Raw genomic sequence first — 22,214 nt, 5'->3', positions numbered from 1 at the left:
CCTTGTCGCATACCCCTGGGGGGTATAAAGTCCCGGGCATGGATCACACCGCTCACGACCACAGCGCACACCCGGCCCACGCCGCCCACGGTCACGGCACCCCCGGTGCCTCCTGGAACATGGCCGTCAAGGCCACGCTGCACTGCCTCACCGGCTGCGCCGTCGGCGAGGTCCTCGGCATGGTGATCGGCACGGCCCTGATGTGGGGCAACGTGCCGACGATGGCGCTGGCGATAGCCCTGGCGTTCCTCTTCGGCTACTCCTTCACCCTGTACGCCGTCCTGCGGGCCGGGCTCGACCTCAGGGCCGCGGTCAAGGTGGCGCTCGCCGCCGACACCGTCTCCATCGCCGTGATGGAACTCGTCGACAACGCGATCATCGCCCTCACCCCGGGCGCCATGGACGCCCACCTGTCCGAGGGCCTGTTCTGGTACGCCCTGCTGGGCGGCTTCGCGGTCGCCTTCGTGATCACCACGCCGGTCAACAAGTGGATGATCGGCCGTGGCAAGGGTCACGCCGTGGTGCACGCCCTGCACTGAGACCGAGCCCGCGCGCCCCTTGTGACAGCCCTGTGACCGGTGCTCGCAACTGCCCTTTCCCGTGGGCCATAAAGTAGCGGCATGGTTGTTTCCACTCCGACTCACGCCCGAACAGGTGGTGACGCGTGAACAAGCCGTTGAGGCGCATAGCCATCTTCTGCGGCCTTCTGATGCTCGCGCTGCTGGTCCGGGCCAACTGGCTCCAGTACGTGGAGGCCGAGGACCTCGCGACGGACGACCGCAACCGGCGCGTACTGATCAACCAGTACTCGGCGCCGCGCGGCGACATCATCGTCGCCGGGAAGCCGATCACGGGTTCCGTGAAGACGGAGGGGTCCGACCTGGAGTACAAGCGGACCTACGAGGACGGCAAGATGTACGCGCCGGTCACCGGGTACGCCTCGCAGTCCGTCGGCATGACCCTGCTGGAGAGCACCTACGACAGCGTGCTCAGCGGCCAGGACGACCGGCTGGCGTTCGAACGCGTCACCGACGTCGTCACCGGCAAGGAGCGGCGCGGCGGTGACGTGATCACCACGATCGACCCCGAGGCCCAGAAGGCCGGTTACAAGGGGCTCACCGACCTCAAGGCCCGTGGCTCGGTCGTCGCCCTCGACCCGCGCACCGGCAAGATCCTCGCCCTGGTCTCCACCCCCTCCGCCGACCCCGGCACCTTCGCGGGCAACAGCCTGAAGGAGGGCGAGCTGTTCCAGGAGCTCAACGACAACAAGAGCAAGCCGCTCGCCAACCGGGGGCTGCGGGAGACCTTCCCGCCCGGCTCCACCTTCAAGATCCTCACCGCCGCGGCGGCCCTGGAGCACGGCGTGGTGACCGACGTCGACGCCCGCACCGACGCCCAGTCGCCGTACCAGCTGCCGCAGTCCACCAACAAGATCGGCAGCCAGGCCGGCGACGCGGTGTGCGACAAGGCGTCGATGAAGACCGCCATGCAGTACTCCTGCAACAACGTCTTCCTCGACGCGGCCCTGAAGGTCGGCGCCGACAAGATGCGGGAGACCGCCGAGAAGTTCGGCTTCAACGAGGACGTCTACTCCTCCGACTTCGGCGACCTGCGCGCCGTGAAGAGCCTGTACCCCGAGGGCCTCGACAAGCCCGGCACCGCGCTCACCGGCATGGGCCAGGGCAGCCTCACCAGCACCCCGCTCCAGATGGCCATGGTCACCGGCGCGATGGTCAACGACGGCAAGGTCATGCAGCCCTACATCGTCGACGAGGTGCGCTCCCCCAACTCCGACCCCCTGGAGAAGAACGAGCCCGAGGAGATGAGCCAGGCGGTCTCCTCCGAGACGGCCGGCAAGGTCCGGGAGATGATGGAGCACACCGCCCGCGAGGGCAGCGCCCAGCGCGCCCTCATCGACGGCATCACGGTCGGCGGCAAGACCGGCACCGCCCAGCGCGGTGTGGACGTCCGCGACGAGGTGCCGTACGGCTGGTTCGTCTCGTACGGCGTGAAGTCCGACGGGCAGGCCGTCGCGGTGGCGGTGTTCATCGACCCCACCGAGATGGACATCTCCCGTGAGCAGATCTCCGGTGGCTCCCTGGCCGGGCCCATCGCGCGCAGCGTGATGCAGGCCGTGCTCCAGGACTGACCCGCGACCGCCACGCAACGGCCCCCGCCCACCCGGGCGGGGGCCGTTCGGCTTCTCCCTGGGGCCACCAAGGCCTTCCCTATGCGCCTCGCCCGCCGCCTATGCGCACCGCCCGGCAACCCGTGCCCCGGCGCCGCACGGCGCGGTCAACTGTCCCTGAAGTCCGGTCGACTGCACGGCTGAATGACGGAGGCGGTTCGATGACCACACCCCTGGCCGACTACGCCAAGTTCGCGGGCAAGCGCGTCGCGATCGTCGAGCACATGCTGCACCACCCCTTCGTCCTGGGGCTCAACCAGGCCCGGGAGCACGGCCTGGAGGTCTGGCTGCTCACCGGCGACCGCGACTGGTACGCCCACGGCCACGACTGGGACGCCCAGCCGATCGCGGCCGCCGTCGACCGGGTGATCGACGTCGACACCACCGACCTGGAGGCCGTCCTCGCCGCGGTCACCGACGCCGACGGGCGCCCCCGGGTGGACGGCCTCACGTCGTTCTCCGACTACCACACCGTCCTCGCCGCCCAGGCGGCCCGGCGGCTCGGCCTGCCCGGCCCCGACCCCGCCGCCGTGGAGACCGCCAACGTCAAGGACCGGCTGCGGGTCGCCCTCGGCGACGTGCCGTACAACATCCCGCACCTGCTGGTCGGCAGCCGCGACCAGCTCGACGAGGCGGCCCGGCGGCTCGGCTTCCCGATGATCGCCAAGCCGCCCGCGGAGGCCATCAGCTACGGCGTCCGGCGCGTCGACGACATGGCCCAGCTCGAGGAGGCCTGGGAGGAGCTGTCCGGCATCCGGCACAGCCTGCGCGGCCAGCCCCGCTCCGGCGACGTGCTGCTGGAGACCTATGTGGAGGGCGTCGAGGTCAGCGTCGAGACGATGACCGTCAACGGCCACACCCATGTCTTCGGCGTCACCTCCAAGGACCTCTTCGGCGACCCCGCCTACATCGAGTGCGGCCACACCTTCCCCGTGCCGCTCCCCGACGACGAGCGCGACGCCCTCTACACCGTCGTCCGCGAGACCCTGGCGGCCATCGGCTACGACCACGGCCCCTGCCACACCGAGGTGCGGCGTACCGAGACCGGCTGGCGGGTCATCGAGGCCAACCCGCGCACCCCGTCGAGCTGTATGACCATGCTGGTCACCGACGTCACCGGCCGCAGCCCGATCCTGGACGCCTGGCTGCTGGCGATCGGCGAGGTCCCGCCGGTCGAACCCGTCGTCCACAACGGCGGCGCCGCCGTCCGCATGATCTACCCGGCCCGGCGCGGCACCCTCAAGCGCGTCGACGGCGTCGAGGCCGCCGCCGCGGTGCCCGGCGTACAGGTGCTGCTGCACGTGGAGAAGGGCGACAAGCTCCTCCAGCGCATGGACAACTCCTCCTGCGTCGGCTTCACCTACTGCAACGGGCCCGACCGGCTCGAAGCACAGGCCCTCGCCGACAAGGCGGCGGCACTCCTCGACTTCGTGGTCGAGGAGGACGAACGGGACGAGCGCCCGTGAGCGCCGGTACGACCGCCGCCCGCGAGGCCCACGACGTCGTACGGGTGCCCGACGCCGCCGCGCTCCCCGGCGCGGGCTGGGGCGGACTCGTAGGCCCCGAGGACTTCTTCCAGACCCCCCGCTGGCTGGCGGTGCAGGAACGCAACTCCGGCACCACCATGGACTTCCTGGTCCGCCGCCGCGCCGGGCGGCCCGTCGCCGCCCTGGTGACCGCCTGGGCCGACGACTCGGTGCCCTGGCTGCTGGCCCGCCCCGACGCGATGCTCGCCCGCGCCGTCGCGGACGAGGAGCCCGAGGCCGCCGTCCGGCTCGCGGACACCGCGGGCGGCGACCCGGCGGCCCTGCTGCCGTCCCTGGTCTGCGGCGGTCGCCACCTGGGCCGCACCCGCCCGCTCGCCGCGCCCGACGCGCTCCCGGCGGACGTGGCCGCGCTGGTCGCGGAGGCCGAACGGCTCGCCGCCGACCGGGGCGCGGCCAGCGTCTGCTTCCCCCACGTCGACGAACGCGACACCGGCCTGGTGGAGCTGCTGCGCGAGCGCGGCTACCGCTCCCACCCCTCCGCGCACTACGCCTGGCTGCCCATCCCGCCGGGCGGCTGGGACCAGTTCCTCGCCGAGATGAGCAAACACCGCCGCCGCCGGGTCCGCCTGGAGCGCCGGGCGCTCGCCGAGGCGGGGGTCGACGTCCGCGTCGAACCGCTCACCGCGGACCTGGTGCCCCGGCTCGGCCAGCTCGACTGCAACCTGCTGCGCAAGTACGGCAACCCGGCCAGCCCCGAGCACTCGGCGGGCCTGATCGCCTTCATCGCCGAGGTGATGGGCGACGACGTGATGGTCTCCGTCGCCCGCAAGGACGGCGCCGTCGTCGGCTTCGGCATGGTGCTGCGCTCCCGGTCCCGGGGCCGCGAGGAGTGGTTCGGCCACCGCGCGGGCTTCGACTACGACGCCCAGGGCAAGCTGCCCCTCTACTACGACGTCCTGTACTACCGCGTCCTGGAGGCCGCCGCCGCCCAGGGCGTCACCGTCCTGCACGCCGGCATCGGCAGCGTCGAGGCCAAGCTCGCCCGCGGCTGCCTGGCCAGCCAGGAACACTCCTACCTGCTGCGGCTCCCCGCCAGTGACCCCGAGAGGAACCCACGATGACCGGCTGGGACGCCGCTGTCGGCGCCATGGTGAACCCCTCCGGCCGGCGCGGCGGGACCCTGCGGCTGGTGTCGTCGGCCGACGTGGACTCGCTCGACCCGGCGCGGACGTACTACGTGTGGGTGTGGCTGCTGCAACGGCTGCTCAACCGCACCCTGATGGCGTACCCGACCGACCCGGGCCCCGGCGGCCTGGTGCCGGTGCCGGACCTCGCCGCCGGGCCCGGCGAGGTCGGCGACGGCGGCCGGACCTGGACGTACCGGCTGCGCAAGGGCCTGCGCTACGACGACGGCACGCCGGTCACCGCGGCCGACGTGCGGTACGCCGTCCAGCGGGTGTTCGCCCAGGACGTGCTGCCCGGCGGCCCCACCTACCTGGTCCCGCTCCTCGACGACCCGGCCCGGCCCTACCCCGGCCCGTACCGCACCCGGGAGCCGCTGCGGTCGGTGGTCACCCCCGACGACCACACCATCGTCTTCCACCTCAACCAGCCGTTCTCCGACTTCGACCATCTGATGGCCCAGCCCTGCGCCGCGCCCGTGCCCCGGCACGCCGACACCGGCGCCGAGTACGGCAAGGACCCGCGCTCCAGCGGCCCGTACCGGGTCGCCGAGCACCGCCCCGGCGCCTTCCTGCACCTGGAGCGCAACCCGTACTGGGACCCGGCCACCGACCCCGTCCGGCCCGCGCTGCCCGACCGGGTGGAGCTGACCATCGGCCTGGACGTCGACGACCTCGACGCCCGTCTGATCGACGGCGAGTTCGACATCAACCTGGAGGGCCGCGGCATCCAGCACGCCGCCCAGGCCCGCGTCACCACCGACCCCGTACTGCGCGCCCGCACCGACAACCCCCGCACCAGCTTCCTGCACTTCGTCGCCATGCAGCCGCACATCCCGCCCTTCGGCGACGTGCACGTGCGCCGGGCCGTGCAGTACGCGGCCGACCGCGTCCTCCTCCAGGAGGCCCGCGGCGGACCCGTCACCGGCGGCGACCTCACCACCGCCCTCTTCCCGCCCCGCCTCCCCGCCCACCAGCCCGGCTACGACCCCTACCCCAGCGGCCCCGACCTGCGCGGCGACCTGGAAGCGGCGCGGGCCGAACTCGCGGCGGCCGGGCTCCCCGACGGCTTCGAGGCGGTGATCGGCACCCAGCGCGGCAAGTTCCGCCTGGTCGCCGACGCGCTGGTGGAGTCCGTGGCCCGGGTCGGCATCCGGCTCACCGTCAAGGAGCTGGACGTGGCGACGTACTTCAGCCTCGGCAGCGGGCACCCCGGCACCGTGCGCCGACACCGGCTCGGACTCCTCGTCACCGACTGGGGCGCCGACTTCCCCACCGAGTACGGCTTCCTCGCCCCCCTCGTCGACGGCCGTCAGATCAAACGCAACGGCGGCAACTGGAACCTCCCCGAACTCGACGACCCGGTGATCAACGGCCTCATCGACGAGACCCTGCACACCACCGACCCCGAGGCGCGCACCCGCCGCTGGCGCGAGGTGGAACGCCGGGTCATGGACCACGCCGTACTGCTGCCGCTCGTCCACGACAAGACCCTGCACCACCGCAACCCCTGGGTCACCAACGTCTACGTCCACCCGGCGTTCGGCCTGTACGACATCCAGGCGATGGGCCTGACCGCACAAGCACCGACCTCGTGAGGGAACCCCGTATGAACCACGTCCCGTCCGACCTGGAGTTCGTCCCCCTGGCGGCAGACGACGGCGACACCGTCGCCCAGTGGCTCGACCTGCTCGCCGCGTCCGCCCACGCCGACACCGACTCGCTGAGCGCGCCCCCCTGCGCCGCCGACCTGACCGGCTCCCTGCGCTTCGCGCCGCCCGGCACCGCCCTGGACGACTGGGCGGTGCGCGAGGACGGCCGGGTGGTCGGCGCGCTGCGGCTGGTGCTCCCGGACGGCGCACCGGTCGCCGTGGTGGACCAGCTCGTCGTCCACCCCGCCGCCCGCCGCCGCGGCCTCGGCCGGACCCTGCACGGCCACGCCCTCCAACTCGCCCGCAAGCACGGCCGTACGACACTGGTGGCCACCCTCGCCGAGGGCCTGCCGGACGGGCCGCCGCTGGGCGCCGTACCCGCCGCGTTCGCCACCGCCATGGGCGCCGTGCGCGGCGCCGGGCCGGGCGGGCTGCGGCAGTGGCTCGACCTGAACCGGCACGACCCGCTCGCGGACGGCGTCCCCGCGACGCCCGCCGGGTACTCGCTGGTCACCTGGGGGACGATCACGCCCGACGAGTACGCGGTGCCGGTCTCCGCGCTGGAGCTGTCCCTCGGCGACGCGCCCGCGGACACCGCCCAGCAGGAGGTCCGCACCAGCTACGCCCGGCAGTTCGAGCGGATGCGGGTCGGCCGGGGGCGGCGGGCGTACCACACCGGCGTGGTGCACGACGCGAGCGGTGAACTCGCCGGGTACACCAGCGTCTCCAAGACCACCGGCAACCCCGAATTCCTGCTCCAGGGCATGACCGTGGTGCACCGCGCGCACCGCGGGCACGGTCTGGGACTGCTGCTGAAGCTGGCCAACCTGGAACGGGTGCTGCGGGAGGAACCCGCCGTACGGCTGATCGAGACCGCCAACGACGAGACCAACCGGCCGATGATCGCCGTCAACGAGGCGATGGGCTTCGAGCCCTACGAGCGGCTGGTGTCCTGGACCCGGGACGTGGACCCGTCCGGGGCGTAGGGCCCGGCCACCGGGACGCCGGACGCGCGCCGCGCCCGGCGTCCCGACGCCGAACCCAGCAGCACGCCCGCCACCACGGTCACGCTGCCCGCCGCCGCCCAGCCGGTCAGCCGCTCGTCCAGGGCCAGCCAGGCGACCGCCACCCCGACCACCGGCACCAGCATCGAGAACGGCGCCACCACCCCGGCCTCGTAGCGCTTCAGCAGCGTCGTCCAGATCCCCGAACCGGCCACCGACCCGGCCAGCGCGATGTACAGCACCGCCACCAGGCCCGGCCAGCCGTCCGCGCCGAACGACGCGCCCAGGTCCCGCCAGCCCGCCGCCGGGCCCTCGACGACGGCGGACAGCGCCAGCAGCGGCAGCGGCGGTATCACCGACATCCACAGGGCGAACCGCAGCGGATGGTCGGGGCGGGCCTGCCGGGCGGCGATGTTGCCCAGCGCCCAGCCGAGCGCCGCCAGCACGGTCAGCAGCAGCGGCAACAGGGCGGCGGTGCGCCCGCGTTCCACCGCGATCGCGGCCATGCCCAGCACCGCCAGCGCGATCCCGGCCAGCTGCCGTCGGGAGATCCGTTCCCCCAGCAGCAGCGCCCCCAGCAGCACCGTGAACGGCGCCGAAGCCTGCACCACCACCGACGCCTGCCCCGAGGGCATGCCCCGGTCGATGGCGAGGAACAGCAGCCCGAACTGGAACACCCCGAAGCCCGCCCCGTACAGCAGCAGCCAGCGCAGCGGCACCTTCGGCCGGGGCACGAACAGCACCACCGGCACCGCCAGCACCAGGAACCGCAGCGCCGACAGGAAGAACGGCGGGTAGTGGTCGAGGCCGATCCGCACGGCGAGGAAGTTCAGCCCCCACAGCACGGCGACGAAGACCGCGAGCAGCCGGTCCCGGACGCTCAACGGAGGTCGCCCGCCGAGCGGGTCAGCAGGCCCGACTCGATGACCCGGGCGCCGAGCCCGCGCAGGAACAGCCCGTCCCCGATGGGCTTCTGCTCGTCGGCGGCCTGTTGCAGCACCACCACGTAGGCGTCCTGGGCCCGGTCCTGGAGCAGCCAGCAGAACATCATCACGCCCGGTGAGGAACCGGCCTTGAAGTAGACCCGCGGCCAGCGCTCCCGGTCCACGGGGACGCCGGGATAGGTGGTCATGATCTCCTCGACCGTGCCGCTCGCGTCCCGGTCTCCGTCCTCCCGCAGCCGCTGGAGGACGCGCAGCGCGTCGTACGCCGTCATGTGCCAGTCCAGGCCGAGCTGGTGGACCGTCGCACCGAGGTCCGAGCCGCGTACCGTCAGCGGCCGGGCGATCTCCCGCAGCAGTTCCCGGCGCGCGGCCTCGTCCCCGGCCGCCCAGCGCTGACGCAACCGGGCCTCGCCCCAGCCGAGTTCGAAGACCTCACGGCTGCTCAGGAACGGCCGCAGCAGGGAGGGGTCGTGGTGCCCGGAGTCGGCGAGACTGTCCTCCACGGCCTCCCGGCCGACCAGGTCGGCGATGAGGTCGGCGGCCGTGTTGTCGCTCATCGCGATCATCTTGTGGGCGGTCTCGCGGACCGTCACCCGGGTGCCGTCCGGCAGGTCCTGCATGTCGCCGGTGGGCAGACTGCGCAGCTCCGGCCGCACGGTGACCTCGTCGTCCCAGGCCACCTCGCCCCGCTCGACCGCCTTCAACAGGGCCCGCAGCACATACAGCTTGTACGCCGACCCGGTGGGCCGGGGCCGGTCGGCGGCCGTCTCGTGCAGGACGACGGGCCCGGCGGGCGTCAGCCGGGCGGCGAGGAAGGAGTGCTCGACGCCGTCCGTGCGCAGCGCCTCCTCCAGCTCCGGCCACGAGCGCACCTCGGGCACCACGGTCTCCGGCTGGAGGGCGAGGACGCGGATCAGCCCGTTGGAGTCCAGGGTCAGCGACAGGGTGTGCCGGGTCCCGGCCGGGTCGGCCAGCACCACCCAGCCCTTGTGGGCGACCGGCTGGTACTCCGCCACCGTGAACGGCCCCTGCGCCCGCCACCCGGCGAGCGTCGCCGCCAGACCGCGCGGGTGCCGGGCGAGGAACGCGGGCACGAAACGCGGGGCCAGCGCCTCGTCGGCGGGGAGGGCGGGGGCCGTCAGCAGCTCCACCGCCCAGCGGGCCGCGCTCCCGAGGGGGGAGCCGTCCGCGGCGAGCGCCGCCAGGGTCGGGGCGGAACCGGCAGCTTCGATCATCATCGCTCCTTGGTCGGCGCTGGCCGTACGGGCTCAGGTCTCGTCAGGTCTCGGTGACGGTGATGGCCTGGCACGGGCACAGCTCCGCGCACAGCCGGGCCGCGTCGTGCAGTTCGGGCGGGGGAGTGGCGTCGAGCAGGATCACGGTTCCGGTGTCCGGGTCCTGGTCGAAGAGTCCGGGCGCGGTGGCCGCGCAGCGCCCCATGGCGCAGCAGACGTCGGTGTCGACGGCGACCGTGACCGGGCGCTCGGCGCTCACCAGGTCACCGGGAGCGCGCCGAGGCCGTAACTGGACACCTCATGGCGGAAGTCCAGCTCCTCGAACGGCACCGCCAGCTTCGCCCCGGGCATCCAGCGCAGCACCGCCGCGAGGATCTCCTCCAGCTCGACCCGGGCCAGCCACTGGCCCAGGCACTGGTGCATGCCGTGCCCGAAGGCGAGGTGACGGCGGGCGTCGCGGTGCGGGTCGATCCGGTCCGGGTCGGGGAAGACCCGTTCGTCGCGGTTGCCCGCCGACAGCGACAGCACCACGCCCTCACCGGCCCTGATCAGCACGTCGTCGAGCTGTACGTCCGCCACGGCGGCGCGGGCCAGGCCGTTCTGCACGATGGAGTGGAAGCGCAGCAGCTCCTCCACCGCCTTCGGCAGCAGCGCCGGGTCCTCGGTGAGGGCGTCCGCCAGCTTCGGGTCGGTGACCAGGCTGAGCATGCTGAGGCTCGCCTGGCTGGTGGTGGTGCCGTGCCCGGCGACCAGCAGCAGTCGGCACATCGGGACCAGTTCCTCGACGGTCAGGTTCCCGGGCCTCACCTGGTCGAGGACCAGACGGCTGATCAGGTCCCCGCCGGGGTCCGCGAGCCGGTCCTCGACCAGTTCGCGCAAGTAGCCGTCGAGTTCGTCGCGGGCGGCGGCGACCTGGTCGGGGGTGTAGCCGCGGTCGATGAGGACCGCGCTGCGGCTCTCGATGAACTCCCGGCGGTCGTCGCCCGCCCCGAACAGCAGGGTGATCACCCGGGACGGCACCGGTATCGCCAGCCCGGCGACCAGGTCCACCGGCCGCTCACCGGCGACCAGCCCGGCGAGGATGCCGTCCAGCAGCTCACGCACCGTCGGCCGCAGCTCCTCCGCCCGGCGGGCCAGGAAGTCCCGGGTGAGCATCGAGCGCAGCCGTGAGTGGTCCGGGTCGTCCATGCGGATGAACGACGCCGACTTGGGGTTGGCGCGTACCAGCGCCGAGGTGCGGGTGAGCATCGGGAAGCCCGGCGCGCTGGTGACGGCGGTGAAACGCCGGTCGCCCAGCACGGCACGGACCCCGGAGTGCGAGGTCACCAGCCACACCTCGCTGCCGTCCCACAGGGTCACCCGGCTCGCCGCCCGCCCCGACCGCAGCTCGGCGAGCGGGGGTGGCGGGTCCACGGGTGAGGTGCGGGCCATCGGGTACGCCGGTGCCGTCCGCTTCTGCTGAGGCGCCGCCTCGTTCATCATCCACCGCCCGTCGCTGCACAGCTGCCGTGCCATGTCGTCCAGCCAATCTGCCGCAGCCCTCCGGGACCGGGCCGGGCGGGCCACCGGCCGCGCATAACCCGGCCGGGACTGTCATAACCAGGCCGCTGAAATCCGCCGCCCACGCCTGGAGACTTTCCGGGAACGGGAAATCGAGAACCGTCAACGGTCGCACGATGTGGGGTAGATGATGTCATCCGCACTTCAGGGCAAGGTCGCGCTCGTCACCGGTGCCAGCTCCGGGATCGGTGAGGCCACCGCCCGCGCACTGGCCGCCGAGGGCGCCGCCGTGGCGATCGCCGCCCGCCGCGTCGACCGGCTGCGCGCCCTCGCCGACGAACTGACCGCCGCCGGGGCCAAGGTCCACGTCCTCGCACTCGACGTCACCGACCAGGCGGCCGTGGCGGAGGCGGTGCGCTCCACCGTGGCGGCCCTCGGCGGCCTGGACGTCCTGGTGAACAACGCGGGCCTGATGCTGCTCGGCCCGATCGAGGACGCCGACACCACCGACTGGACCCGGATGGTCGACACCAACCTCCTGGGCCTGATGTACATGACCCGAGAGGCCCTGCCGCACCTGCTGCGCGGCAAGGGCACGGTGGTGCAGATGTCGTCCATGGCCGGGCGCGTGGTCACCCGCTTCGCGGGCGTCTACCAGGCGACCAAGTTCGCCGTGAACGCCTTCAGCGAGACCCTGCGCCAGGAGGTCACCGAGCGCGGGGTCCGCGTCGTCGTCATCGAACCCGGCACCACCGACACCGAGCTGCGCGGGCACATCACCCACGCCCCGACGAAGGCGGCGTACGAGGAGCGGATCAGCAGGCTGCGCAAGCTGGAGAGCACCGACATCGCCGAGGCCGTGCGCTACGCCGTGACCGCGCCCCCGCACGTGACGGTCAACGAGATCTTCATCCGCCCCACCGACCAGGCCTGAGGTTCCCCGCCACCCTCGGCTGTCGCCGCGCTCTTCGGGTTCTCTCCGCCGTGGGCGCTGAGGAGAGCCCGAAGAGGACCGTTCCCTACGATCGATTTCCAGCCCTTGAGAAAGACGGACACCGGCGGAAACTCGACGGAAAAGGGAACCGACTTTGTATATCGAGTCAGAGTTTCGTGCAGACCTTCGTGCAGAGCCGAATTCCATTGCCGGTCGGGACGAATGCCCTACGGAGATCCTGGCGCCCTTCAGCCGGGCCGAGCTGGCGCTGCTGGACGCGGTCGGACAGTGCGGCGACCTCGCCGAGGTGGCGCGGCGCACCGGCACCCGGCACGGCAGCGTGGAGCGGCGCCTGGACCGGCTGGACCGGGCGGTCGGAACGCCGCTGACCCTGCGGGGCGGACACACCGCGCGGCTGTCGGCGGCGGGCTCCCGGATGCTGGCCGCCGGGCGCCGCTTCTTCCACCAGATCGACCTCGCCGCCCGCACCCACATCTTCGGTCACGGCAGCGAGGCCGTCGACGCGCCCGAGGTGCTGTCCATCGCCACCACCGAGCCGCTGCCCGACCAGGTCGTGGAGGACGCGGCGGCCACCCTGGGCCTGCTGCTGTCGGTGCGTCACCACTCCCCGCACCAGGCGGTGGCCGAGCTGGCGGGCTACCAGGTCGACGCGGCCTGCACCTGGAGCCTCGGACCACCGCGCGAGCCGGTGGAGCGGGCCACCCGCGGCCACCACATACTCGACGACCCGCTGTGGGTCATCCTGCCCAGGGACCACCCGCTGGCGGGCCACGACCAGGTCTCCCTCGGCGACCTGCGCGAGGAGAACTGGGTGTCCGAGACCGGGCCCGGCGCCGAGGTCCTGGTCGCCCGGGTCTTCCAGGCGGCCGGACTGCCCGCCCCCGCCCGGCTCCAGGTCACCGGCGCCTCCGTGGCCCGGGGCATCCTGCGCCGCGGGGACGCCATGGGCCTGGGCTCGCCCACCCACCCGGCCGTGCTCGCCCCGTCGCTGGTGCGACGCTCCCTGGTCGAACGCCCGCGCCGCACCACCAGCCTGCTCGTCGACCCCACGATCGTGCCGCGCGCGCTCGCCGCACGGCTGGCGGCACTGATCGCCGACAGCCATCTGCGGCGCTTCGCCGAACGGCACCGGGACCTGCTGCACGAGAGCTGGTGGGCCCGCTGGTACGCCGAGCAGTCCGGCCGGCGCCCCGGGACGGACCCCGGCGCGGAACCGTCACCCGGGATGCCGCCGGGGGCCCGCAAACTGGACGTCGAGGACCTCCATCTGCTGCGGGCGGTGGCCCGGCACGGCTCCATCAACCGGGCCGCGGCCGTGCTCTCCATCAGCCAGTCCGCGCTGACCCGCCGTATCCACCGGCTGGAGCAGGACCTCGGCGCCCGGCTGCTGCTGCGCAGCCCGCGCGGCACCAGCCTGACCGGCCCGACCCGGCGCTTCCTGCGGCAACTCGACCGCTCCGAGGGCGAGTTCCAGGACGCCGCCCTGACCTGCCGGTCGGTGGACCGGACGGCGGTGCCGTACCGCCCGGTCCGGCGGCCGCGTCAGCCCGCGCCGAGCGCCACGTAGTCGTACATCCCGAAGGAGCCGGTGACATAGACGTTGCGGGTGTCCGGGTGGCGGTAGAGCAGGGAGCGCGGGTACAGGTACGGCACGATCACGGCGTGGTCCATCGTCAGCCGGTCGATGGTGTGCCAGATCTCCGCGCGCCGGGCCGGGTCGCCGCACCGGGCGCCCTCGTCGAGCAGGGCGTTGATCTCGGGGTCGTCGAGTTCGCCCATGTTCTGGTTGCCGCGTTCCTTGATGGCCCGGCCGTCGACGATCTGCTGGAGGAAGCCGTAGCCGTCGGGGAAGTCGGCGCCCCAGCCGAACATGATGATGCCGATGCCGTGCTCACGCAGGTACTCCGGGCAGCCACCGTAGCGGTCGAAGTAGTCGCCGGAGGGGAAGTCCAGCACCTCCGCCTCGATCCCGACCCGGGCGAGCCCGGCCGCCAGCGCCTCGGCGGCGCGGTACTCCTTCAGCCGGTCCTTGCGCGCGGCGATCTTCGTCCGGAAGCCGTCCGGCATGCCCGCGGCCCTGAGTTCGGCGCGGGCGGCCTCCAGGTCGCCGGTGCCGTCCGGGCCGACCGGGTAGCGGTCGAAGGGGCGGTGGCCGTCGAGGGTCGGCGGCAGGATCGTGGTGGCGATGTCACCGCCCACGGGACCACCGTACGCCTCCTGCATGGCGGCCTTGTCGGTGGCGAACTGGACGGCCCGCCGGCAGTGCACGTCGTCGAACGGGGCGATCCGGCTGGACAGGCAGTAGATCCAGGTGAAGCCGGTCAGCGGGTTGTCGGCGTGGGCGCGCAGCGCCGGGTCGGCGAGGATGCGCTCCTGCGTCGAGGGCTGCACCCCGAACCCGGCCAGGTCGACGTGGGCGGCGCCGTCCAGCAGCATCCGGTCCACCTCGTGCGGGTCCTTGCCGAGGTGGACCTCGATCCGGGCGGCCCGCCGCACCCGTACCGGGTCGGTGGCCGGGTCCCAGTGGGGGTTGGGTTCCAGCACGGCCAGCTCGCCACGGGTGTAGGACGCGACCCGGTACGGCCCCGTCGCCACCGGCCGCAGCCGGTACTCCGCGCCGGTGTCCAGCTTGCGCGGCACGGGCGTGGTGCTCGGCATGGTCGCCAGCAGGTCCATCCCGGCGAAGGGCTCACGCAGCCGGAACACCAGCGTCCGCTCGTCGGGCGTCTCCAGCGTCACCGGCCCGTCGACGTCCGGCTCCCGCCAGGGCCCGCCGAAGTCGGTGCCCAGCAGATGCCGGAAGTACGTCGGCCCGGCGCCCAGCACGTCGGTGCCGTAGTTGCTGCGCGCGATGGCGTACTTGACGTCCGCGGAGGTGACGGCCGTACCGTCCTCGAACCGCAGCCCCTCCCGCAGCCGGTACGTCCACACCCGGCCGCCCTCCGACGGCTCCCCCAACGCCTCGGCCAGGTCCGGCACCAGCCGCTGCCCGGCCTTGCCGGGGGCGGTGTCGAAGGTGACCAGGGTCCGGCCGACGAGGCGAAGAAAGTTCCAGGTGTAGGCGTAGTACGTGTTCCCGGGGTCCAGTGAGTCGAAGTCGTCCGTCCGCACGAGCCGCAGCGTGCCGCCCGTCTCCCCGCTCGGCGCGACCACCCCCCGCACCGCCGCGCCGAACCCCTCGCCTGTGCTCTCCATGTCCCTCCACCCCTCACGCGGTTGCCGTCAGCCCATCGTGCGACCGGCGGGCGTCCGTGCGGGGCCCGGAGCGGGGGGTGCGCATAGCCGGGTGGGGGTCGGTATAGCCCGGGAGAGGCGTGGGTCAGGTCGTGTACTCCGAGTTGAGGCGGACGTAGCCCTCCGTCAGGTCGCAGCCGTACACCGTGAACTCGCCGTCCGAGACGGCGAGGTCGATGCCGATGACGACCTCGTCGCCCTTCAGGTGTTCGGCGACGGCGGCGCGCAGGGTCTCGTCGTCCTCGCCGCTCTCCCCGGTCGGGTAGACCACCACGTCGCCGAAGCGGATGCGGACCCGGTCCTGGTCGATGTCGGTGTCGTCGGAGCACTTGCCGATCGCCATGGCGACCCGGCCCCAGTTGGGGTCGCTGCCGTGCACCGCCGTCTTGACCAGGGGCGAGTTGACGACCGTCTTGCCGACCCGTTTGGCCTGGGCCGTGTCGCGGGCGCCGGTGACCTGGACCTCGATCAGCTTGCTCGCGCCCTCGCCGTCGCTGGCGATGTCCTTCACCAGGGTCAGCGCGGCCGTGTGGAGCGCCTCCTCGAACGCGGCCGGATCGACGTCCCCGGCCAGCCCGTTGGCGAACAGCACCGCCGTGTCGCTGGTGGAGGTGTCCGTGTCAATGCTCACCGCGTTGAAGGTGCGGTCCATCACCCGCCGGAAGATCCGGTCCTGCTCGGCCGGGTCGAGCCGGGCGTCCGTGGCGAAGAACGTCAGCAGCGTCGCCATGTCCGGCTCCAGCATGCCGACGCCCTTGGCGATGCCCACCAGGGTCGCCGGGCCGACGCTCACCCGGACCTCCTTCGGCCGGGTGTCGGTCGTCATGATCGCGCGGGCCGCCCGGTCGAAGCCGCCCTCGGGGAAGGGCCAGGTCAGCGTCTTGATGTGGTCCCGGATGCGCGGCATCGGGTACTGGCGGCCGATCACCCCGGTGGAGGCGATCAGCAGCTCGTCCCCGGGCACCCCGATCGCCCGGGCGACGGACTCGCGCACCTCGCGGGCGTTGGCCTCGCCCTCCCTTCCGGTGGCCACGTTGGCGTTGCGGGCCACCACCACCACGCCGCGCGCCCGCCCGTCGGCGGCCGCCTCCCGGCTCAGCAGCACGCTCGGCCCGGCGAACCGGGAGCGGGTGAAGACCGCGCTGACCACCGCCGGGGCGGTGGAGGCGAGCACGGTGAAGTCGTCCCGGCCGTCGTCGGCCAGACCCACCGGCGCGGTGTGGACGACGAATCCCCGGGGTGTGGACTCGGGCATGTGCATGTCTCCTTCAGGGAGGACGACGGTCGCTGCATTGTTTCCCATTGTGCGGCATAGTCATGCACGCCCGCTCGCGCACGCCGCTCACGCATGCCGGGGACGCGCGACGGCCCCCGCCGCGCCACCCGGACGAGCCGGCGGCCACGGCGGGGGCCGAAACGCTACGACGGTCAGCCGCGAGGCGTGAACGACACCACGTCGCCCGCCCGCTCCCCGCCGGACAGCTGCCCCGCCCGGTCGGTCCGGATGTACACCCGGTGCAGCCACCGGTCCTTGCCGTCCCACCGCGGCGAGAACGGCGTACGGGCGTGCGTGGTGCGGAAGTTGTCGATGATCAGCACATCGCCGGGGACGAGCTTCACACTCACCGTCACCTCGTCCAGCGCCTTCGACAGCACCGCCACGGCCTCCTTGTCCAGCGGGTCGACCGGCGCCAGCAGCTCCCGGTCGTACCCCAGGCAGGGGTCGTCCACATCGCCGTACAACGGCTTGACCTGGGCGATCGCGCCCGGGTCTTCGATCCCGCCGCGGAACGCCACGTCCACACAGCACGGCAGCTTGCGGTCGAACAGCCGGGTCCGCGTCTCGTCGTCGAGCAGCCGCAGCGCCTTGCGCACCGACCCCACGAGCGTCTCCGCGCGGCGCTCGTGGTCCGCGCGGGAGCAGGCCAGCATGACGTAGTTCGGCTGGAGGACGTGGTACGCCATCTCCGTGTGGAACTCCAGCAGGGTCTCGGAGGTCTCCGAGGACAGGTAGTGGGCGCCCGGCGACGGGTACACGTCGTGGTAGACCGTGCCGGAGCGCAGCTCCTGGTACCCCGTGTGCAGCCCGAGGCGGCGGCCGGTCAGCGCCAGCATCGCCTCCATCACCAGCAGTGGACGGTCCACCGGCGCCGGGGTGGTGGTGGGCGTGGGCGGCAGCTCGGACTCGTCCACGGGCAGGCCGCGCAGCACGAGGTACCCGTCCTCGCTGCCCCGCTCGTTGAACGCGTCCAGCACGGCCGCCAGTTCCCGCGGCAGCCGCCCGGACAGCTCCCCGGCCTTCTCCAGGAACCCGTACAGATCGGCGCGCGGCACCTGGGGAAGCTCCGCGGCGAGCGCGAGCAGCTCCGCACGGAACGGGGTGCAGTCGACTATCGGAGAGGTCATGACGCGGTGTCTCCTTCACATCTCACTGTGCTCACTGGGTGCTCACTGGGTGCTCACTGGGTGCTCACTGGGTGCGGTGGGCGCGGGCGTACTGGTAGAGCAGCTCGGCCCCGATCTCGGTGGCCAGTACGGAGGTGATCCCGCCGTGGTCGTAGAGCGGCGACACCTCCATCACGTCGAAGCCGACCGGCTTGAGGTCCCCGACGCAGCGCAGCAGCGCCAGCACCTCGCGCGAGCTGAGCCCGCCCGGCGCGGGCGTGCCGGTGCCGGGGGCGAACGCCGGGTCCACCACGTCGACGTCGACGGACACGTACACCGGCCGCCCGCCCACCCGCTCCCGGATCAGGTCGGCGGTGCCGCGCACGCCCAGGTCGCCGAACTCGTCGGCCGTGACGACGCGTACGCCGTGGCCGCGGGCGTAGTCCAGGGAGTCCGGCTTGGGGTTGTGGCCCCGGATGCCGATCTGGACCATCGCCGACGGGTCGACGAGCTTCTCGTCGATGCCGTGCCGGAACGGTGTGCCGTGGTGGTAACGGCCGCCGTAGAAGGCCGGGTTGGTGTCGGAGTGGGCGTCCAGGTGCACCACGGCGACCGGGCCGTGCTGCTCGGCCACCGCCCGCAGCGCCGCCACCGTCAGCGAGTGGTCGCCGCCCAGCATCAGGAAGGCGGCGTTGTGCTTCAGCAGCCCGGACAGGTGCTCCCGCGCCGTCTCGATGGCGATGTTCATGTCGAACGGGGTGAGGTCGATGTCCCCGCCGTCGGCGCAGTTGATCAGGTCGAAGGTGCCGGGGCCGCGGTCGATGCCGACACCGTGAATGAGCCCCGACTCGTTGCGGATGGCCCGCGGCCCGAACCGGGCGCCGGGCCGGTAGCTGGTGCCGCCGTCGTAGGGCGCCCCGATGACCACGACGTCGTAGCCACGGGGGTCCGGCTCGTGCGGCAGCCGCATGAACGTGGGGATCTGGGCGTAGCGGGGTGAGACGTGCGAGTCGATGCGCTCCACGGCTTCAGCTCCCCTCCTGGGAATCATGGGAATCGACGGCGGCCGGGAACGGGACCCGGCGGGCGGGCGCCGTCACGCCGCCCCCCGGGCGAGACCGTCGGCCACGGACCGCACCACCTCGGCGGTGCTCACCCCCGACGGGTGCCGTCCGGCCGCGACGGTGCGGCCGAACAGCTCCCGGACCACCCGCTGCTTGGCCTTGTGGACCGACGGCTCGGCGACGCCGTGGGCGACGAGCAGCGCGGAGAACGAGGACGTGGTGCCGGAGCCCTCGTGCACCCCGAGCTTGGGCCGCAGCACGGTCTCGGCGGGCAGCGCGCCGGCCATCGCCTCCCGCAGCACCCACTTGTCCCGGCCGTGCCGCCGCTTGAGCCCCGCCTCCAGCGAGACCAGCAGGTCGAGCACGTCCCGGTCCCAGTAGGGGTGGGTGGTCCAGTGCCCGGTGACCGCCGACAGCACCGGGGACATCTCGTTGAGGCCGTCGAAGGTCGCCATGTCGTACGCCACGGCGGTGTCCAGGTCCGGCAGCCGGTCCTCGCGGTGCATGCCCGCGAGCGGGATGTCCGCGCCGTAGCCGGTGAGGATGCGGCGGGGCGGGCCGTCGAGCGCGCGGTAGAGCGCGACCAGCGGCAGCAGGTACTCGATGATGTCCGGGTCCGCCGACTCCGAGGCCCACACGGCGTACGGCAGTTGGGCCAGCAGGTCCTCGGTGGGCACCGTGATCTCCCGGTGCCGGGAGCCCAGGTGCTCGGCGACCGTGCGGGCCTCGGGGAACTCGTCGGCGGTGTCGGTGCCCATGGACACCGTGTCCAGCGCCCCGGCGGCGCGGTGCGCGCAGGCCGCGACCCCGGAGGAGTCGATGCCGCCGGACAGCACCACCAGGGGCGTGCCGCCCGCCGGGACCCGGGCCGCGCAGGCCCGCTGGAGCGCCGTACGCACCGCGTCGACCGCCTCCCGCTCGGGCAGGACGCGGCGGGCCAGCGGCGGGGTCCAGGTACGGTGCGCCTCGGCGGTGCCCGACTCCAGGCCGATGTCGAGGACGGTGCCCGCGGGCACCTGGTAGACGCCGGTCAGGCCGGGCACCCGCCGCGCGTCGGCCAGCGGGAAGCCGCGCGGGGTGGTCGCGTCCCCGGCGAGTGTCTTGGCCTCGGTGGCCGCGTTGACCTCGCCCGGGGCGAGCCGTACGTACAGCGGCACCGAACCGGCGTGGTCGGTGGCCAGCAGCACCCGGTCACCGGTCTGGGCGAGTGCCGCGAACCGCCCGTTGACCAGCCGGAAGGCGTGCGGCCCGTAGCGGTGCAGCAGTTCCAGCAGCAGCTGGGCGTCGCCCTCGGGGGCGGTGCCCGCGGGCAGCACCGACAGCAGCTCGGCGCGGTTGTACAGCTCCCCGGCGACCAGGACGGCGGTGTCCGCGTCCTGCGCGTGCGCGGTCTCGGGGATGCTCTCGGGCGGGTGCACCAGCGTGGCGGCGAGTGACTGCCGCCGCAGCCGTGCGCCGATGACGGTGCGGTCGCCGCGGGTCGCGAAGGCCGCGTCCGGGGCCGGACCCCCGCCCGTGCGGGCGGAGGCCAGGAACCCGAAGGCGGCCGGGAGAACCGGTGCCGTCATGATCAGATGCTCAGGGCGCCGAAGCCGCCCGGCTGGAAGTCGTAGGCGATGGGGACCTCGATGAGGAACGGGCGGCCGAGTTCGGCGCCCTTGCGCAGCGCGGCCAGCAGTTCCTGACGGTCGGTCGCCTTGGTCGCCTCGACGCCGTTGGCCTGGGCGAGGGCGACGAAGTCGACGCCGCCGAACTTGACCGCCGGGTCGTGGCTGCGGTGGTGGCCGAGGTTCTGGTACAGCTCGATCAGGCCGTTGGTGTCGTTGTTGACGACCACGGTGACGATGGGCAGGCCCATCCGGGCGATGGTCTCCAGGTCGGAGCTGTTGGAGTGGAAGCCGCCGTCCCCGGCGATGAGGAAGGTGGGCTGGTCCGGGCGGGCCAGCGCGGCGCCCATCGCGGCCGGGATGCCGTAGCCGAAGCTGGAGCAGCCCGCCGAGGTGAGGAAGCCGAAGGGCTGGTCGGCGCGGGCGAACAGGACGCCGTAGTGCCGGAAGAAGCCGATGTCGGAGACGATGGTGCCCTCGCCGGGGCGGGCGGTCTCCGCCATCACCGTGTTCATGGAGTCCATGACCTGGTGCACCCGCATGCCGTCGTCGTGGACCGTGGGGTCGGCGAGGAAGGTCGCGATGCGCTCGCGCAGCGGGGTGATGTCGTGCCGCTCCTTGGCGGCGACGGACGTGGTGGCCGCCTCAAGGTGCTCCACGAACGCCAGCACGTCGGTGACGACGTCCACGGTCGGCTGGTAGACGCGCGGGATCGGGTTCATGGTGGGCGACACCCGCACGGTCTTCTTCTCGATGCCGCGCTGCCACATGGAGGGCCGCAGGTCCTCGGCGTAGTCGTAGCCGAGGGTGAGGATCACGTCGACCGGCCCGAAGAGGGACTCCAGGGCGGGGAAGTCGAGGATGCCGTCCATGTAGCCGGTGACGGCGCCGTAGTTCAGCTCGTGGCCGTGCGGCAGCACGCCCTTGGCGATGTACGTCGTGATGACCGGCACGTTCAGCCGCTCGGCCAGCGCCCGGATCGCGGGCACCGCGCCGGAGCGGATCGCGGCGGCCCCGACGACGAGCACCGGGTGCTCGGCACCGGCGAGCAGTTCGGCCGCCCGGTCGGCCTCGGCCTGCCAGCCGTCCGCGACGGCGCCGGTCGGCCGGACGGGGGTGCGGGCGGGCGGCAGGGCCGCCGCGGTGTCGATGCCCTCGGCGGAGCCGAGCAGGTCGACGGGGAGGGAGATGAAGGACGGGCCCACCGGCTCGGTCATGGCGGCGCTGACCGCGGAGTCGACGAGGTCGGTGATCTCGGCCGGGCGCTGGAGTTCCACGGCGTACTTGGACATCGGCGCGATGATCGCGACGGAGTCCAGGCACTGGTGGGTGTCGTTGGGGAAGATGTCGTGCGACTCGGACTGGGCGGCCAGCGCGATCACCGGCGACCGGTCCAGCACGGACGTGGCGATGCCGGTGGAGAGGTTGGTCATGCCGGGGCCCAGGGTGGCCCAGCAGGCCTGCGGGCGGCCGGTGATCCGGGCGAGGACGTCGGCCGCGACCCCGGCGGTGAACTCGTGCCGGGTCAGGACGAAGTCGATCCCCTCGACCTCGTCGAAGAGGATCGACGCGGCTTCGCGGCCGACCACTCCGAACACCTTCTCCACGCCGTGGTCGCGCAGCCGCCCCAGCAGGGCGTGCGCGGCGGTCGGCTTGTTGCTGGGGCCGGTCGATACACGGGACATGCGGTCTCCAGACTCGGGCGGCGTTTTCCGGTGAGCCACCCTGGCCCGGGCTGCTCTCCACGCCCTCTCCCGGATGTATCGGGGGACGGCGCG

At 73.0% G+C, this 22,214-nt stretch carries 18 protein-coding genes; 8 read left to right on the top strand and 10 right to left on the bottom strand.

Going from position 1 to position 22,214, the window contains the following annotated elements; translation table 11 throughout:
• Positions 1-38 precede the first annotated feature (38 nt).
• The 6 genes from KBY47_RS23635 to KBY47_RS23610 all read left to right on the top strand — a co-directional run bounded on the left by KBY47_RS23635 (position 39) and on the right by KBY47_RS23610 (position 7,494).
• Positions 39-539, top strand: coding sequence for a DUF4396 domain-containing protein (locus KBY47_RS23635; protein ID WP_210923908.1), 501 nt, complete (start codon positions 39-41; stop codon positions 537-539).
• A 125-nt stretch (positions 540-664) separates the two neighbouring features.
• Positions 665-2,149 (top strand): penicillin-binding protein 2, encoded by a 1,485-nt coding sequence (locus tag KBY47_RS23630; protein WP_210923906.1) that lies wholly within the window; start codon positions 665-667, stop codon positions 2,147-2,149.
• A 200-nt stretch (positions 2,150-2,349) separates the two neighbouring features.
• Complete coding sequence (locus tag KBY47_RS23625; RefSeq protein ID WP_210923904.1) at positions 2,350-3,654, top strand: ATP-grasp domain-containing protein; 1,305 nt, start codon at positions 2,350-2,352, stop codon at positions 3,652-3,654.
• Positions 3,651-4,796: a GNAT family N-acetyltransferase gene (locus KBY47_RS23620; protein ID WP_210923901.1), complete on the top strand. Its 1,146-nt coding sequence runs from the start codon at positions 3,651-3,653 to the stop codon at positions 4,794-4,796. The genes KBY47_RS23625 and KBY47_RS23620 overlap by 4 nt, the downstream gene beginning before the upstream one ends.
• Positions 4,793-6,454 (top strand): ABC transporter substrate-binding protein, encoded by a 1,662-nt coding sequence (locus tag KBY47_RS23615; RefSeq protein WP_210923899.1) that lies wholly within the window; start codon positions 4,793-4,795, stop codon positions 6,452-6,454. The genes KBY47_RS23620 and KBY47_RS23615 overlap by 4 nt, the downstream gene beginning before the upstream one ends.
• An 11-nt stretch (positions 6,455-6,465) precedes the next feature.
• Positions 6,466-7,494 (top strand): GNAT family N-acetyltransferase, encoded by a 1,029-nt coding sequence (locus KBY47_RS23610; RefSeq protein ID WP_210923897.1) that lies wholly within the window; start codon positions 6,466-6,468, stop codon positions 7,492-7,494.
• Here the strand turns inward: KBY47_RS23610 and KBY47_RS23605 are convergent.
• Genes KBY47_RS23605 through KBY47_RS23590 form a run of 4 tightly spaced genes read right to left on the bottom strand, consistent with a single transcriptional unit; the run spans position 7,443 to position 11,206 of the window.
• Complete coding sequence (locus tag KBY47_RS23605; RefSeq protein ID WP_210923895.1) at positions 7,443-8,396, bottom strand: EamA family transporter; 954 nt, start codon at positions 8,394-8,396, stop codon at positions 7,443-7,445. The genes KBY47_RS23610 and KBY47_RS23605 overlap by 52 nt on opposite strands.
• On the bottom strand, positions 8,393-9,694 hold the full coding sequence (locus tag KBY47_RS23600; protein ID WP_247695121.1) for a serine hydrolase: 1,302 nt from the start codon (positions 9,692-9,694) through the stop codon (positions 8,393-8,395). Before KBY47_RS23600 ends, KBY47_RS23605 begins: the two co-directional genes overlap by 4 nt.
• Positions 9,695-9,734: 40 nt before the next feature.
• On the bottom strand, positions 9,735-9,950 hold the full coding sequence (locus KBY47_RS23595) for a ferredoxin (RefSeq protein ID WP_210923893.1): 216 nt from the start codon (positions 9,948-9,950) through the stop codon (positions 9,735-9,737).
• Complete coding sequence (locus KBY47_RS23590) at positions 9,947-11,206, bottom strand: cytochrome P450 (protein WP_247695120.1); 1,260 nt, start codon at positions 11,204-11,206, stop codon at positions 9,947-9,949. The genes KBY47_RS23595 and KBY47_RS23590 overlap by 4 nt, the downstream gene beginning before the upstream one ends.
• A 172-nt stretch (positions 11,207-11,378) precedes the next feature.
• On the opposite strand from KBY47_RS23590, the gene KBY47_RS23585 reads away from it, so the two are divergent.
• Positions 11,379-12,125, top strand: coding sequence for an SDR family NAD(P)-dependent oxidoreductase (locus KBY47_RS23585; protein WP_210923892.1), 747 nt, complete (start codon positions 11,379-11,381; stop codon positions 12,123-12,125).
• 205 nt (positions 12,126-12,330) lie between these two features.
• On the top strand, positions 12,331-13,713 hold the full coding sequence (locus KBY47_RS23580) for a LysR family transcriptional regulator (protein WP_308405253.1): 1,383 nt from the start codon (positions 12,331-12,333) through the stop codon (positions 13,711-13,713).
• Here the strand turns inward: KBY47_RS23580 and KBY47_RS23575 are convergent.
• From KBY47_RS23575 to KBY47_RS23550, 6 genes are all read right to left on the bottom strand, one after another.
• Positions 13,689-15,341: an ABC transporter substrate-binding protein gene (locus KBY47_RS23575; protein WP_210923891.1), complete on the bottom strand. Its 1,653-nt coding sequence runs from the start codon at positions 15,339-15,341 to the stop codon at positions 13,689-13,691. The genes KBY47_RS23580 and KBY47_RS23575 overlap by 25 nt on opposite strands.
• A gap of 124 nt (positions 15,342-15,465) precedes the next feature.
• Positions 15,466-16,641 (bottom strand): bifunctional glutamate N-acetyltransferase/amino-acid acetyltransferase ArgJ, encoded by a 1,176-nt coding sequence (argJ, locus tag KBY47_RS23570; RefSeq protein WP_374103101.1) that lies wholly within the window; start codon positions 16,639-16,641, stop codon positions 15,466-15,468.
• A gap of 167 nt (positions 16,642-16,808) precedes the next feature.
• Positions 16,809-17,786, bottom strand: coding sequence for a clavaminate synthase Cs1 (gene cs1 / locus KBY47_RS23565; RefSeq protein WP_210923889.1), 978 nt, complete (start codon positions 17,784-17,786; stop codon positions 16,809-16,811).
• Positions 17,787-17,850: 64 nt separating this feature from the next.
• Entirely contained in the window at positions 17,851-18,789 is a 939-nt protein-coding gene (gene speB / locus KBY47_RS23560; protein ID WP_210923888.1) for an agmatinase, read from the bottom strand.
• A 72-nt stretch (positions 18,790-18,861) separates the two neighbouring features.
• The gene (locus tag KBY47_RS23555) at positions 18,862-20,397 is read right to left on the bottom strand and encodes an asparagine synthase-related protein (protein ID WP_210923887.1); all 1,536 of its coding nucleotides are present in this window, start codon (positions 20,395-20,397) and stop codon (positions 18,862-18,864) included.
• Positions 20,398-20,399: 2 nt separating this feature from the next.
• Positions 20,400-22,121, bottom strand: coding sequence for a thiamine pyrophosphate-binding protein (locus KBY47_RS23550; RefSeq protein ID WP_210923886.1), 1,722 nt, complete (start codon positions 22,119-22,121; stop codon positions 20,400-20,402).
• Between the last annotated feature and the right edge of the window lie 93 nt (positions 22,122-22,214).

The sequence above is a fragment of the Streptomyces sp. B93 genome, assembly GCF_018070565.1.
Taxonomy (GTDB): Bacteria; Actinomycetota; Actinomycetes; order Streptomycetales; family Streptomycetaceae; genus Streptomyces.
Note: the sequence above shows the minus strand (reverse complement) of the source record. Positions and strands in the feature narration are given on the sequence as shown.